Origin of the sequence: Flavobacterium sp. MDT1-60, from assembly GCF_014844035.1 — a bacterium.
Taxonomy (GTDB): Bacteria; Bacteroidota; Bacteroidia; order Flavobacteriales; family Flavobacteriaceae; genus Flavobacterium.
Map to the genome: position 1 here is coordinate 3,671,946 of NZ_CP062159.1, position 16,254 is coordinate 3,688,199.

General features: G+C 34.9%; 11 protein-coding genes. All 11 read right to left on the minus strand.

Annotation, left to right across the window (positions count from 1 at the left end):
• Positions 1-9 precede the first annotated feature (9 nt).
• The 11 genes from IHE43_RS15415 to IHE43_RS15460 all read right to left on the minus strand — a co-directional run bounded on the left by IHE43_RS15415 (position 10) and on the right by IHE43_RS15460 (position 16,191).
• Positions 10-900, minus strand: coding sequence for a lysophospholipid acyltransferase family protein (locus IHE43_RS15415; protein ID WP_192184717.1), 891 nt, complete (start codon positions 898-900; stop codon positions 10-12).
• 74 nt (positions 901-974) lie between these two features.
• Positions 975-2,993, minus strand: coding sequence for a polyphosphate kinase 1 (gene ppk1, locus IHE43_RS15420; protein WP_192184718.1), 2,019 nt, complete (start codon positions 2,991-2,993; stop codon positions 975-977).
• An 84-nt stretch (positions 2,994-3,077) separates the two neighbouring features.
• A complete protein-coding gene (locus IHE43_RS15425; RefSeq protein WP_192184719.1) occupies positions 3,078-6,740 on the minus strand; it encodes a metallophosphoesterase in 3,663 nt (1,220 codons plus the stop codon).
• Between the two features lie 10 nt (positions 6,741-6,750).
• A complete protein-coding gene (locus IHE43_RS23670; protein WP_225585139.1) occupies positions 6,751-7,353 on the minus strand; it encodes a Pycsar system effector family protein in 603 nt (200 codons plus the stop codon).
• 4 nt (positions 7,354-7,357) lie between these two features.
• Positions 7,358-10,255 carry an HD domain-containing protein gene (locus IHE43_RS23675; protein WP_225585140.1) on the minus strand — a complete coding sequence of 966 codons (2,898 nt, stop codon included), beginning with the start codon at positions 10,253-10,255 and terminating at the stop codon, positions 7,358-7,360.
• 124 nt (positions 10,256-10,379) lie between these two features.
• Positions 10,380-11,204 (minus strand): phospholipase A, encoded by an 825-nt coding sequence (locus IHE43_RS15435; RefSeq protein ID WP_192184720.1) that lies wholly within the window; start codon positions 11,202-11,204, stop codon positions 10,380-10,382.
• Between the two features lie 18 nt (positions 11,205-11,222).
• Complete coding sequence (locus IHE43_RS15440; protein WP_192184721.1) at positions 11,223-12,266, minus strand: glycosyltransferase family 9 protein; 1,044 nt, start codon at positions 12,264-12,266, stop codon at positions 11,223-11,225.
• A gap of 544 nt (positions 12,267-12,810) precedes the next feature.
• Complete coding sequence (locus tag IHE43_RS15445; RefSeq protein ID WP_192184722.1) at positions 12,811-13,008, minus strand: hypothetical protein; 198 nt, start codon at positions 13,006-13,008, stop codon at positions 12,811-12,813.
• A gap of 10 nt (positions 13,009-13,018) precedes the next feature.
• Positions 13,019-14,284, minus strand: coding sequence for an NAD(P)/FAD-dependent oxidoreductase (locus tag IHE43_RS15450; protein WP_192184723.1), 1,266 nt, complete (start codon positions 14,282-14,284; stop codon positions 13,019-13,021).
• 14 nt (positions 14,285-14,298) lie between these two features.
• Positions 14,299-14,895, minus strand: a complete 597-nt coding sequence (locus IHE43_RS15455) for a TetR/AcrR family transcriptional regulator (protein ID WP_192184724.1) — start codon at positions 14,893-14,895, stop codon at positions 14,299-14,301.
• A gap of 6 nt (positions 14,896-14,901) precedes the next feature.
• Positions 14,902-16,191, minus strand: coding sequence for a TolC family protein (locus IHE43_RS15460; RefSeq protein WP_192184725.1), 1,290 nt, complete (start codon positions 16,189-16,191; stop codon positions 14,902-14,904).
• Between the last annotated feature and the right edge of the window lie 63 nt (positions 16,192-16,254).

The window sequence follows — 16,254 nt, forward strand, 5'->3', positions numbered from 1 at the left end:
TTTAGAAAGCTAAACTTTAATTGTTTTGTTAATCCATCTTTTTCGGTATTCGTTTTTGTATTGATGTTTCCAGCGCTTATGACTCCATAAATAATTCTCCGGATTTGATAAAATTGCATTTTCCAGTTTTTCAGTAAAAATATTAGTTATAATTCCCGTTTTATAAGGTTCGGAAAAATCAAAAATTGGTTCGAGAACAAATTTATAATGTCCTCTTTTTTCACGAATAATATTTGCAAATAGACTTGGTGTCTTGTGATGCGCCGTATTCAGTTCGGTGCCACTTAAAAACGCTGTCCTTTGTGAAAGAAACGGGGTCCAAAAACTTTTCTGTGGAATTTTAGGGTTTTGATCTGCCACTAAAACCAGTATGTGCTGTTTGTCTGAGAACTGTACCATCTCTTTTTTCATGTTTTTTGAGGCTACCATTTTTGAGCCAAAACGGCTTCTTATTCTCAGCATTAAATCATTTATCGGACGGCTGCTCAAGGGCTTATAAACCACTACAACATCTGTTTTTTTCAGAACTGAAGCAATGTGCGCATTTGCCCATTCCCAATTGAACTGATGCCCCAAATAAATGTGGCAATTTTGATTCTCTGCAAGGATCTTTTCTAATTGGGAATAGTCTGCCGTAATGTGCGACTGTAACTTTTTCTCAGAAATGGAAAGCAGCTTTATCGTTTCAATAAAATTATCGCAAAAATCCCTGTAGAATTTTTTTTCAATAATAATTCTCTCAATATCCGATAGCGTACGAAATGATTGGTAGATGTTTTCAGCCACTACCTTACGGCGGTATTTAAAAATATAATACAGTAAAAAAGCAAAAAAGTCTGAAATGAAATATAAAATTCTCAATGGAATTAGTGAAATCAGGTATAGTAAAAAATCGATCATTATTTTATTTTTTTGATTAAAAGATCTGATTAAGGAAAACAAGCTCCTTAATCAAATACAATTAAACTTTTGAGTTATACATTATTTTTTTGTGCAATCCAATTGTAGATTTCTCTTTGAGAGCGTCTTGGATTGCCGGAGTTGCTATTAATTGGGTCATTGAGACCTTTAGAGTTGATATTTCTTTTTTTTGTGTTATCCTCCAGCTGCAGTTGGATTATGGTGTTTATTTCTGCTTTATGAAAACCGTCATGTATCGGGAAAGCAACTTCGATTCTCCTGTTAAGGTTTCTGCTGGACATATCGGCAGATGACAGGTAGATTTTTTCTTTTCCACCATTAGCAAATCTGTATATCCTTGCGTGTTCTAAAAACATATCTACAATCCGGTAGATTTTTATATTCTCAGTGCTGTTTTTAATTCCCGGTAGTACGGTGCAAATTCCTCTCACCAGAAGAATTACTTCAACACCCGCCTGGCTGGCTTCAATCAGTTTGTTTATAATTTCTTCTTCATCAATCCCGTTTACTTTCAATAAAATTGCCGCCTTTTTTCCTGCTTTGCTGTTTGCGATTTCCTGGTCTATCAATTCCATTAGCTTCTCTTTCATATTAAAGCCTGCAACCAAAAGATTTTTTATTGCTGCCGCTTTTTCCTTGGTTTTAAAAAACGCAAATACTTTTTTCAAATCGGTTGTGTATTTTTCTTCTGAAGTGAAAAAACCAAAATCAGAATAAACACTGGCGGTAGTTTCGTTAAAATTACCTGTAGATAAATAGCTGTAAAATCTACTCCTGCCCTGTTCCTTTTTCATGGTAACAAGCGCAACTTTGGCATGTACTTTTAAATTAGGCATACTGTAAATGATTTTGATTCCGGCCTTTTCCATTTCTTTGGACCAGTACAAATTGTTATTTTCATCAAATCTCGCTTTTACTTCGACAAAAACAGTGACTTTTTTGCCGTTTTTCGCAGCACTTATCAAGGCATTTGCAATGAGCGACTGTGATGAAATACGGTATAAAGTGATCTTTATTTCAGTAACATTCTTATGAATTGCAGCCTGATTGAAAAACTGCAGGACGTAATGATAGGACTGGTATGGAAAATGGATTAACTGGCTTTGTTTGTCAATAGTCTCAAAAATAGAGGTGTTGTTTTCAAAAGGCAAATGTTTCAGTGCAGGATAGCTTTCGCCTTGCAGTCTTGGTTTTATTGGATTTGGAAACCTAAATAAATCAAAAAGATTATGATGACTCCCGCCTTTTATCATTTCATTTTCGTGCAATTGAAATGCTTTTTTACAAACCAAAACAGTTTCAGGATCCATATTGAAATCATACAAAAATCGTGTTGATGAACCCGATTTCCTTTCTTCAATTTTTGCCTCAATTTTTGCTATTAAATCCCCGGAGGTTTCATCCAAAATCTCATAATTTTCATCCCTGTTTAATTTTATGGCATTGCAGGAAACAACTTCTTCCAAAGGAAATACAAACGATAAGCATTTTCTGATAATGGTGTCAATAGAAATAATATAATTGGTCTCTGCTATACGCTGCAACTGTTTGTATCTTTCCAGTTTGTCAGACGGAATATTCAGGTAAGCATAGCTGAAAGCTCCATAGGTATCTTTTAATTTTACCAGCAGATACAATCCACGATTATTTAAAAAATATGCTTTTGGGGTGTTTTCAGTAATATAAACGACCTGAATATAGGAAAGGATAATACTTTTGAAATAATATTCTATCTCGTCTAAATGCTTCTTTTTAATTTCCTGATTTTCATAAAAAATGATTTTATTCTCTGCCAATTCAGGTACAATAGTGTCTTTCCAGATTACCCCAAATTTATTTTGCTGAAGGTTCACCTCAGATAAAACCTGCACTAATAAAGCAGTATCCTTTTCTGAATTTCCTTTTAGTAATTTGTTGATTTTTACCCTGAAAAACTCATCCAGGTTCGAAGAATGAATGGCTAAGAACTTGATACGCTCATATAACGGGTTACCAGGGTCATTGGCTTCATCTAAAACACAACTGTTGAAGGAGAGCCAGGAAATTTCGGAAGGAATAGTATTCTGCTGCACGATATCTTTGTATTAGGGTTGGAAAACAAAAATAGAAATGGTAAATGTTAACTCTATTATCTTATTCCTATATTACTATTAATATTAAAATTGAAATCCCAGTGAAAAAGCCATCCTTACCCCATCAATAGAATTGAATAACCCAAGGTTTGCCGTTAATAATTCGGCTCCATTAATAAAAAGACCGCCACCATAGGAATTGTTCCATTTGTTTGAATAGTCATTTTTCATCCAAATCCTTCCATAATCAAAACCACCGTACATTCCCAGTCTTATCGGAATAATATTGGTCTTCATACTTTTGAATGTATATCTTAGATCGGTATTTTGGAACAATGACTGCTGGCCTGTAAATCGTTGGTTTCTAAACCCTCTAAGACCTTCACTTCCTCCAATAGAAGTTGCCTGATAAAATTCGTAGTTGTTGTTGAAGATAATATGGCTTTTTATTTGGGTGGCCAATACTAATTTTCCCGATGGGTCCAGTTTATGGTTAAAACTGACTTCCGGAATTATATAAGCGAAATTTCTTTTATTATCATCAATATTTGACGTAAATCCTGCTTCCAGAGCCGCTTTCATTCCTAGTGTTGGATAGGCTTTATTGTCATAGTTCTCGAATTGGTATTTTGTGCTTACACCTATAAATTGATTTTTTTCGAAAACTGCAGGAGGCAATTCGCTGTTGTTCTCGACAAATCTACCCTGCGTTTCTTCAACTTCAATTGATTTATAACAAAGGCCAAATGACAGGCTGCTCCCTGCTTTTCCTTTCCACAGAAGTGATGGAGCAAAGCCTAATTCTTTTACTTTGACACGGTTGTAGTCTAATCCGTAAATATCATCATTATTTTGCGTTTCATTTCCATATCCAAAAAAGTTTTGACTGAAGTTTGCGCTTTGGAAATTGGATTGTACTACCAGATTAAGCTTACCTATTACATTAGCAAACTCTCCCTTGTAATGCAGTTCATAACCGCTTGTTGCAAAATAATAGGCTGCTGTGAATTGATGTCTTGCTGAAAAAGGGTTTCTGTCAAAACCATATAGAGTATAAGTGTCATTTATGCCTATTTTAAAACCATCATCGGGGTTTGCTCCCAGAATAGGGATAATCTGGTTGGTATTAGCCTGCAATTTTTTGTAGTCATAGGTATTGATATTATAATCATCTGTTAGTTTTAAATTTGCATTAGCCGTATTGTCAATCGTATTCTTTTTAGTTTTATAATCGTAGATGTAGATGTTCTTGCCATTTAGGATCTGGTATTGATCATTATTCTGGCCGCCTATTAAACGTATTTTTATTTTTTTGCTTTTACCTGTCACTTCAAAATTATCCTTGTCATCCAGGCCATAAACCCAGAGTTCTTTTGTTACTTTCGGATCATACGTTTTTTGAATAAACAATTCAAGGGTATTGTCGCGTTTTTTCCTGAATATAGACAACACTACATCCTCATTTTCCTGACATTCAATTTTTATCAAATCATCTTTGTTTGTACCTGTTATAACCGCATACTTATTCACTAATTGGAAATACCTGTCAGCAATTTTTTGTAAATTATTTTTTCTTGCCTTGAGTGTCTGTTTGATAGATAAGACAGTTTCATCGTTTAGTTCTTTTGGAATATTTTCAAACGCACTCTCAATTACTTCATCCGTTATATTGTTTTGTATTAGCTTTGCCTGCGCATCCCAAACTGCTTTGTCAGAAGTTCTTATAAATGCTATATCTAGCGGATAAGGTTCTATATTGAAGCCTTTAACGTCTTTTATATCATCGCTGTATTTTCGCAATAATCTCGCTGGTGGTATCAACTTTACTGCAGCACCCAAAATAAATCCATCTGACATTTTAGAAAATGCCTGATCCCTGTCCCTTGGTAATGGTCTGAAAACTGATTTTCCATCTTCTTTAAATTCCAGCCATCTCCATTGGTCCTGGTGCCTGTCCCAGTCATTGATCAGCATATCAAATAATCGGGCTTTGATATACTCCTTTTCATCAATAACTACACTTTCGTCTGAATGAAGTTTCTCTACCAGATCAGCAGTACTGATAACATTGCCTGTAAAAGATGGATTGGAAAGTTCAACATTACCACTAGAAGCCTGTTCTTCCAGAAGATATTGTTCGTCTCCAAACTCAGCATTAAAATCACCCAGTGCTTTTTGCTTTGGAATGTAATACAGTTTTGAATTTAAATGATTAACCCCAATAGCATCACAAAGTGTTCCCACTGTAAAGGGAGCATAAGGATGAGAACCTGTAAAAACATCCAGAATAAACGCTTCTGCAGCAGTATTCTGAAACTTTTGCTCCACATACTGATCTTCAAAAAATGCTGATTGTATAAATTGGCTTCCATTTTTCTTCATGGCTCTCATCACATATTGCTTCCCTGATTTTGTTTTTAATCGCAGGGTTTTTGACTGGTTCCCTCCTCCTTTTCTAACCGGGGTCAATCCACCAAACAAAGTATCAAGATTTACGGTTTTAGCTGTGACAGATGTATTGTAGGCATATCTGTATCTTTTCCCCCAAAGAAAATCATAGTACATAGATTTGCTTGTAGTCTTTTTATCATAAATCGAACTTTTAATTTCCGCTGGGAAATTACTTCCAAATTTTAAATTTTGCTTTTGGGTATCTGCAGGTAAAACGGGTGATTGATACACTGTTTTTTGATCCTCACTATTTATAAAACGCACAAAAGAGGAACCGTCATCAAAAACATCTAAAACAGCATATCCATTGGCCGCGTACGAAAATTTTCCTCCTTTTGTGTTTCGTGTTTCTGATTTTTTTGAAGCAGACCCGCTTATGATCTGATGCAAGTTGTCCTGAGCAATGTACTGCAGGCTGTGTTCGTGCCCTGAGATAAAAATTACTTTATCATTTTGTTGGGCTGCCGCAACCAGGCTCTTTTTTAATTCATTATAATTTTTATTTTGCATATCGGCATTTGAAATACCAGATGTTTTACGTATTACATTTTTTAAACTTCCTAAAACAGGCAAAGGAGTTAAGTGGCTTTCGAAAGAATACTGACCTCCGTGTTCCCCATTGCTGTACATCGGGTGATGAATCGCAACAAGGGTAGTCTTACCTCTGGCTTTCTTGATCTCATCCCTGAATTCGTCTAAAAATTGAATTCTTGTTTTTATAATACAGTCTTCATTTATGGCAGGATGGTTGTCCCAATCGGTGATGTACCATTGTGAATCAACTATGATCAGCACTACGTCATTTGCAATATTGACAGTTTCAATGGCACAGCCGTTTTTTGGCAAAAAGGATTTTTTTCCTAATTGCTTTTCAACAAATTCCTGTTCTCTTTTTAGACCCTCAGGGCCGTTACTATACCAGTCATGATTGCCTGGGATAAAAATAGTTTTTCCTTGGAAACCCCTTACAAAATCAATTTGACTTTGAAGTACCGCATCGGCCTGACTACGTTTTGAACTGTTTATTTCAGGCATTCCGGCCGGGTAGATATTATCCCCTAAAAATAGTACCGTACTTTTATCGGTGGCACTTTTTAGCTGGTCTGTTAGTAATGACCCCGAGCTTATATCCTTAAATCCGTTACCGGCATCACCAATCAAAAAGAAAGTATGTTGCTTTTTTTTGTTAACTGGATAATTTTCCTGTTTCTCATCAGGACAGGACTGCGGCTTGAAAGTAGCACAGGACTGCACAATAATTAAAAATGGCACCAGATATAGTTTTATATTTTTCATAATCATCGTTTTATCTGAATTTAAAAGCAATTAGAAAGGCCACTACCGCGATGATAATGCCGCACATAAAAATGTTGTAGGTGTTTCGTAACAACCTGTATTTTTTTTCCAGAACGATGCCCAGATGATATAAATCCTTTATCATGGAATTGTATATGTATTCGCTGTCGTTCATTAATTCATTCATTGCCCAGTTATAATCCTGGTAAGGCATTTTGTAGAAATTCCCGAAAAATAAAAGGTTTACTTTTTTTTCCTCTACTTCTTTTCTGGTAAAGCTGCCTTTGGTAACACTGGGTCTTGTAGCCATGATAGCACATATCATCGAGGCTACGCTAAATCCAATTAAAATTACTGTGGGTATAAATAAATGTTCATTGGCAGGGTTATCCAGTTTTGGAAAAATCTTGGAAAGGGATATGGAAATAATTATCGCATTTACAGATAATAAAATATGGGCCTTGTTATCCACATAACGGCTTAGATTATTATGGTTGCTCAGGGTAGTCCTGAACATGGTATCTACGCCCTTCTCAAATTTGCGCTTTTTATTTTTTTTCCCCTGAACCTGAAGCGGACTTTCTATATTATTATGATTTAATTTTTCAGTCATTATATTAACAGTTTAGTAGTTTTGTTTCGATTAAATTCAGGTTTTTATCTTTTAAAACCTGCCATTCATTTTGCGCAAATTTTGTGAAATACTGATGTTTTTTAAGAAATTCAATATTCATAGTATACCAATGGGTATCATCATATTTTTTATCCATAGACTTCTCCCACTCGTCCCTTAACAGTTCTAATGACTCCGGATAGCTTTCATTAGCCAAATGAACGTTGTCTGCATCCTTGATTATTTTTTCCAATCTGTTTTTTGGGATATAATTAAATGTGGTGGCCAGGATTAACTCACTTACTTTTTGCTGGATGCTGTCTGAAATATTTCTCTCCTGTAGAAAGCTTAAAGCGATTTCAATACTCTTTTTTTCGTGATCATCCATCCCTTCAATGTAACCTGCATCATGAAACCAGGCAGCCAAAAGCAGTATGTCTGTTTTTTCCAAATCTATTTTTTCGGCTCTGCAAATGGTTTGGGCAGCCAGTACAACATTTTGCGTATGTTGTAAATTATGATACGAATATTTTGAATCTAATCTTTCCTTAAAAAGTTTGCTTATGTACTCCTTTGCTTCAATAACCAGACTATTGTCCTGATGCTTTACTTTTACCCGAAGCGCCTTTAAACCGGAAACAGCCTGCAAATCTTCAACCTCCAAATGTTCAATCTGCGTTTCTAAAATATTTTTGTGCTGCAGGTACCTGATATATTTGAGATATTCTTTTTCCTGGGTAGAATTGGAATACACGATTGTTATTTTTTCTTTTTGGGTAATACGTTCTTCAGAATTTTTTACACATGCTTTGTCGATTCTTTTCTTCACCACTTCGTAACGTGCATTATACGAGCCATCAACATCAAATCGTTTTTCATCCATCCTGAAACGAATAGAAATTGGAGTGTGGGTCGCCAGTATGAGTGAAGTTACATCAAGAGTATAGGGCAAGGTTGTTTTAAGCTTATGATGTTCCAATTCCATTTCACAAAGTGTTTCCAATTGCCACAGCCTTAAGTTCTGCAGGTAAACCGTATTAAAGGTTTTGTTAGGTTCTATTGATGCCCCGATATACAAATTGTGCTCTACGCCGTCTGTTTTAAAACTTTCATAATAGTGTGGAAAAATATCCTGTGCCTGTTGTTGTCTGCTTTCCAAAACATTAGAAAGTTTTTTATTAATACTCATTATTGTATCGTCAAAATCTTTCCGCCTCTGATAAAACATTCCTGTCTTTGGGTTGAGCATTTGGAAATAGTCATCTATTTGGTTTTCTGTTTTTTGATTGTAATCAAAAGTTTTTAAAAAGGAATGGATTTCTGTTTCTATATAATGATGTATTTTTTGTTCTGAATTATTCTGTAAGGGCTGATCTAATTCCATAAGAAAACTTTGCAGTTCATGTTTTTTTTGATCAATGACTCCAATTTTTTTTTCGGAAATTATGGCATCAATTATAGTAATGATCTGATTGATCTGATCTTTCAAATCCTTTACAATTGCCTTATTTCTATTTTCAGAAGAATCTTTAATATCTATTTGCCCATATAATGGATACACCTCTTTAAAGGATATTTCTTTAAAGGAATAATCTTTTACTGAGTTGTTTAAGTGTAGATAGTTGCGGACTTCTTTTTTGAATTTCCAATAGACACTGGGATGAATCGAAGTATATTCCTTTTGAATAACTGCCTCCAGATGATTCACCATATCATCATTACTTTTTTCAATAGTATCTGATATATAAGGCAGTAACAATTCGAGCTTATTGGCATTAACAGAATTCAAAGCCCTTACAGTTGATGATGTAAGCTGCAGCAGTCCCAATAATTTATCGTCCTTAATGACTGGAGCCATCAAAAAACTTTGAATATCCTGGCTCAGTAAATGAACACCAAAGGGTTTGTTGGTCAAAGAAAAATCATAAACATTCGGAATTATAAAAGGCTTGTTGTTTTCAATCAGACTTTCAAAAGAGCATCCGCAAAGTGCATTTTTACAATCAGCTTCTTTTGTGTCTAAGAGTATAAAACTTTCTAATTCGCCTTCACTAAATGGAGGTTTTATGAATATTCCTTCTTGGTTATCATAAAGTGTGAACCCTGCTTTTAAATCAGGTATCTTAAATACCGATCTAAAAATGGACTCAAAGCTATCATTAAGCTCCACTTTTTCGATGTTTGCTTTCAATAAATTTGATTTCAGATTAGAAACCGCATTTTCCAGCGTGACATCCACAAGTGTTATTATTGCAAATCCTTTTAAGAACCATGAATCATAAGGAAATGCCTTTTTCCATAATTCTATGTTATGATAATTATCAATTAATTCCTCAATTTCCTGCTGGGTTAGAAACGTGGTGTTCTCTGCCGGACATATTTCCAGAAAATCAGTATTGTAAATTATTTTGTAATGTTTGACAATTCCATTTTTGTCCGGAATGTCATAGAACAAAGGCTTTTCAACATTAATTTTTTGCTTATAATAGGCATTTAGTATAAACGTACAGTTCATAATGTAAAACTGATGCTCATCCATGTCCCTGATACTGATGTCAAAACACATTCCGGCGTCATCGAGAATTTTTTTAAACCGCTGTGAATAATTAAATGTAATATCGTAAAAAGGGATTGTTACCGCTTTTATTTCATTGCCTGTTAAAGCTGCGGGAAACAAATCGGCCAGCACATCCTGAATTAACTTTTGATTGTTTTCAAGAATTTCAAAACAATCAATTCCGTTAAGAACTTCGGGTATGTCTTTGATCTTATCTAATAAACTCTTGGCATAGTTTGATTTATATTCAATATCGGATACAGCTGTTTGTTCTAATTCTTCCACTAATTTGTGGAAGGAAATTAAAATCCTGAAAGGGCTTAAATATTTATAATTCTTAATCATATTTGTTATATTCAATAGAGGTTCATAAACTATATTTTTCTCGAAATGTTCTTTTGCTCTCTTTCCTGTGACCACGTTTTAACCACAAAATAGGATTCAACGGAGCTGCTCCGGATATCAAACCTTAATAAAAAACCGATTTTGAAGGCTTTATCACAAATCCAACTCTGATCATATTGGTTTTTTCAGAATAATCTATCAGGCTTTCTGCATAACCAGTGAAGTACTGCACTGATAAATATTGATTGTTTCGTTTACCAAGACGATACGAAAACTGTGCGCAAACTGAGCCTTTATCATCCCACGACATTCCTTTTCTGGAGGTTATGTCAAAAACATACTGTCCATTAAATAATTTCTGCGAATAGCTAATTTCACCATAACCAACATATTTTATCAAATCGGGATTGTCATCTTTATAGCCGAAGGGAATCCATCCCTTTACCGTTACTGATGACATTTTGGTTAATTGTTGCATGTACTGGAAACTTATCCTGTTCCACGTTCTCGAATAGATACTATCCTTCCCATTGGATTCGTGTTCAAATGCAACCGCTACTATGCGTAATAAATCATTTTTATTCGTAAAAAATTTCCCCAGTCCCAGTGCCGGGTTATAGTTGGTTTCTGCAAAGGGCTTGGATTCCTCGTATATTTTCCAAAACGATTTTTGCGTATAGGTGAGAAATAGATAAGTATTAAACGGAAGCGTCGCTTTTGTCAGGCGCTGTTTGAAACTGATTTGATATTTTGCATCAGAGGTACTTCGGCTTACCGGACTGTCTAATGAAGAACCGGTGATGAAATAATTATCCTGAAAAATTGTAAATGATGGTGCATTGTTTATAAGGTCATTAATAGAATCTTTTTTAATATTTTGACTAAACGAATTAAAGCAGATCAGTAATACCGATAAAATGATTATTGTTTTAGGTATGGAAGTTTTCATTATTATTATTTATTAAGATTAACAGTCTATTCGTTGCGCAATAAGCCTCATAATCTCATTGGTGCTGAAATAGTTGGTATTTATCGCCACACTGCCTGCATTATAGGGTTCATATCTGTCCCTGTCAGTTACAGAAAAAAGACCAATCGTTGGAACATGAACCGCACTGGCTAAGTGCATAATACCACTGTCAGCTCCTATAAAAAGAGAAGTGTTTTTGATCAATGCCCCGACTTCACGAATATTGTTGCTGTAAAATGTAGGTTCCTTGAATTTAATTTTTGAAATATTTTCTATAGGAAGGACTTCTATAATATTAATATCCGCAAACTCCTTTTTTAATCTTTTATATAATTCCATCCACCAGCTCTCAGGAAAACACTTTTCACCCGTTGCATATGTAAATAAGCATATTGTCTTGGTATTTTTAGCCTTTACCAATTTGTCCAGTATTTCTTTACCTTTTTTGATTTCAGCTGGATTTAGTTTTAAATCCAAATCATGCATTGCCTTATCAAGATTGAGTTTTTCTGATTGTGATAAGTAATTTCTCAGGCCGTAAACTGGCTGTTTAGCAGAGTGCGGACATTCGTTCTCCTGAATTTCGTCAGGTTCTCCATAAAATTTATAATCAGCAGCGGCAATTTTTGTTGCAATCCTGCCAGAAGAAGAGCAGCTGTCAACATTAATTACGACATCATATTTTCTTTCCGTAATTGCAGACCAGCCTTTTAAATACTGAAGGATACTTTTAAATGGTTTGCCAGGCAGCTGAATTATCCTGTCAATATTTGAATAATTTTTAAAAAGTATTGGAGCCAGATTACCCTTCACAAACAGGTCAATCTTAGAGTTTGGAAAAATTTCTGAAACTTCAGCTATCAGTGGTGTCATTAACAGTTGATTCCCTAACCTATGGTTTGGTCTGACAATTAATACTTTTTTCACCTTGCCGGTGTCACTGTGGTTAAAAGTAATGTTGGCCGTATTACGTCCAATATTTTTAGTTAACTGTTGGGCTATTTTTCTTCTTACGATATTTACTTTTTTTAAGATATCCATGGCTTTTTATTATTTAGATTTAAGTTTTGTTTTAAAAGGACTTGTAAATTATAAAGCAAAGATATATAGCGGGCTGCCCTGCAAAAAGGTTAGCTGTTCGCCAAGTTTGGTCTGATTATCGGTTTTTTTAGGGAAAGGATTTAAAAAGACAGTATTTGATCTAAACGAATGGTACTTCAAACGAAAAAAAATGCTCAAATGGCAACGATAATTAAGGAAGGTCGGGGTTTGTATCTCTTTAAAATATATAGGACAAAACAGCCTTGTGTAATACCTGATAAGATTTCAAGAATAACAGCAGAAAAGTAGTGGACACCATTGTATATTCGGCTATAAGACATAAGAGCAGCCTAAATACTGCTGCTAATTTATAGGACATAGTAATTTTCTGGTAAATCAATAATTGAAATTTGGTTGTATTATAAAAATGAAATGCCGGTTAATAAATAACCGGCAAATCACCAACCAAATCAACATGAAACTCATTAAATATTTTTGGACGCCCGATTTGAATCTGGGCTGAAACGTAGTATCGAATTTTAAATCAACATCCGTGAGTACGCGACTTCTTATCTGTTTTTTTCTTTTCCAGCATAATTTTTTCCCACAATTGCCTGTCCTCAGGTGACCAGTTCTGCATTGGATAAAAGTCGCTTTCACTCCAATTCCTGTCATCTGAGCTAATTATCATTACTTGCTTGCGATTAACAGAATTTTCTTTTTCTTTTTGATTCTTTTTCATTTTTACAAAATTATTTCTTTTCGACTTGAGGCCTTATAATTACTCTTAGTGTAGGATCATTGGTTGCCATCGCTGCACACCAATTGTAAAAAATCTTTACTTTATTTCTAAACCCTGCTATCGGGATAAGATGAATAAACAACCAGGTTAACCAGGCAAAGTAGCCGCTCAAAAAGAATTTTGGAAAATCTACCACCGCATTGTATTTTGATATTATAGCCATGCTTCCTTTATCATTGTATTGGAATTTTTTCATCGGTTTTGAAGCTGAAATATTTTTTATATTCTGTGCTAATAATTTTCCCTGCTGAATTGCTACTTGTGCTAATTGCGGATGCCCCTGAGGATAGTTTTTATCTTCAAATTGTAAACACATATCTCCAATGGCAAAAACATTATTTGTGCCATGAACCAGATTATACTCATTTACTAAAACTCTTCTTGCTTTACCAATACTATTATCGGGCAGCCCTTTAACTTCTCTCGCTACAACTCCGGAGGTCCAAATCAGCAATGACGTATCTAAAACTTCTCCATCTGACAAGTGTACCTGCTGCTCTTTATAGTCTTTAACAGCGGCGTTAAGTTTTATAATTACGCCTAGTTTTTCCAGTGTTTTTTTTGCTTCCTGCTGTGAGGAAACACTCATTACATTCAGCAAATTTGCAGGTGAGTTCACAAGATAGATTTTCCCCTTTGACTCCTGCATTTCCGGATAATCCTTACTCATTATTTTAGTTCCCATTTCTGCAATCATTCCAGCTAATTCAACGCCTGTGGGCCCTCCTCCGGCGATCACGATATTGGTTAATTTTAAGCGTTCCGCTTCGTTCTCGGTTTGTGCCGCTTTTTCCATATTAAGCAATATCCTGTTTCTTAAATGGAGCGCATCATCAATTGATTTCATCGGTAAGGCATTTGCTTTCACGTTTTCCATACCAAAATAATTAGTTTCGGTTCCCATTGCCAGGACCAGATAATCATACCTTAAGCTCCCGGTATCCGTATCAATTGTATTTTCCGCGGCGTTTACTTTTAAAAATGTTCCATAGTGAAACCTGATATTTTTTTTAGCCTGAAACATCTTTCTATACGGATAAGTAATATTGGAAGTCTCAATAAAGGCTGTCGCTACCTGATAAAGCAGAGGAGGAAAAAAATGATAATTGTTTTTGTCAACCAATATGATTTGGAACTCAGAATTGCCAGAGAGCTGTTTTGCAAGATTTACTCCTGCAAAACCACCTCCAACAATAACAATCTTTTTAGCTTGCATTGCCATTACTTTTTTTAATTAAAATGAGTGATTGCTAATTTTAGCCCGAATTTGTTCATAATACCGTGAAGAAAGAAGCTGTTGATATAGTAAATAATCGCATATCTTTCATCCTCTGTGATATCAGTATTGTCAATAACATTGTCCAGCTGCAAAAAATACAATTCAGCAGTTAGCCTACTATCTAAGTTTGTCCGATAAATATTTTCCAAAATTCCACGTTCAATGTTTTTAATAAAGAACGGTATTAGTTTATTTTTTCTGTCCTGAAGGAACAGGTTATGGATATTCGGATAATACTTCTTCAGGTCACTCATAAACAAGGCATTAAATACATAAATATTAGATTGCAGGTAATGAAAAAAGCTAATTAATTCAGAAGAGGCGTTGGGAGAAATATCGGGCAGCATCCTTAATTGCCGATCTGTTTTGTTGATCAAATTCTGTACGATTTCTATTATTACAACTTCCTTATCAACAAAAAAATAATAAAATGTTTTTTTTGATATGTGGCATTTTTTGGCTATTTCCTCAACAGTGGTTGCTTTGATGCCTTTTTGTAAAAACAGCATTGATGCGGCTTCCATAATATCTTTTCTCTTATTATCCATTGATTTCTACTTTAATTCACCAATTGCCTTATTGTAATTGGCTACATTTACTTTATACTCCGCTTTTGCATCTATTATACTTGAATAGGCATCCTGCCAGATTACCTGAGCTTCCAGTACATCTTTACCAATTATTGTCCCTACCTTATATCTGTCATTGGCAAGACGTAAGTTTTCATCGGCCTGTTTCAAAGAGTTGGCTGATAAGCTTATTTTTTTAACCGATTGGTTAAGCTGCAAATAAGCATTCTGCACTTCAATATCTATCAGTTCTTTTTGTTCTTCTAATTCAGCTTGTTTAGATTGAATTTTAAAGTTTTGCTCTTTCACTTTCTTTTTATTCTTTCCCCAATCAAACACTGGCATAGTAAAGGAAACTGTACTGTAGTATGAGGTTAAATTATTATTGCCATTAGAGAAATTAATATTTTCCCCATAAGAACTAAACCCGCTTAATTGTAATCCCACCTGAGGTTTCACTTCAGCTTTGATAATTTTAGTTTTAATTTTCTCAACTTCAATAGCTTTTTTAAGCATATCAATCTCAGGCCTGTTATCCGCAGCAACGGCATCAGGAAGTTTAGAAAGAGCAGTAAAATCACCTCCCACTTCATCAGTAACAGCAAAGTTTGTGTCGCCATGCTGACCAATTATTTGTGAAAAATTAAGTTTCGCCAATACCAGGGCATCATTAGCTTTTATAATGTTTAATTCAGCCTGGTTAAGATTCACTTCTGACCTTAAAAAGTCATTTTTATAGGTAAGTCCGGCATCTACAGCATTTTTTAAGTCCTGACTTAGACTTTTAAGCATTTCCCTGTATTTTCCCGCCAGATTTACTTTTTCCTTTGCCTGTACAATCTGCCAGTAACCCTTTTCTACGGCTAATAACACCTCTGTTTGGGTCATTGCTTTTTGGCTTTGGTAAATTTCAATTGTTTTTGAACTCGCTTCCTTGCTTAGTTTGATTTTACCTCCGGCATATATAACCTGCTTCACGTCTAAACTTGCATTGGCAAAGTCTGTCGGAACCAATGGTGACTTATCAAATGGTTCCCCCAGGTGTACCCCCATCACGGAAGCATCCATGGTGGGTAAAGCGTTGGTTTTAGATACCTCATAATTAGCTTTGGCAGCGTCTAATTGAAATTGGGCGCTTATTACTCTTTTATTATTTTCCAATGCCATTTTGCGGCATTCCTCCAACGAAAGCACTTTTGACTGAGCAGAAGCAGCTATACTGAGTACTAATGTGGAAATAATCATTACTCCTTTTAAAAAAAGTTTATGTTTCATTTTTATATTTATTATGCGATAAGCTTTAAGCTTTAGGCTTTAAGCAAGAATTGTTTTTTAATG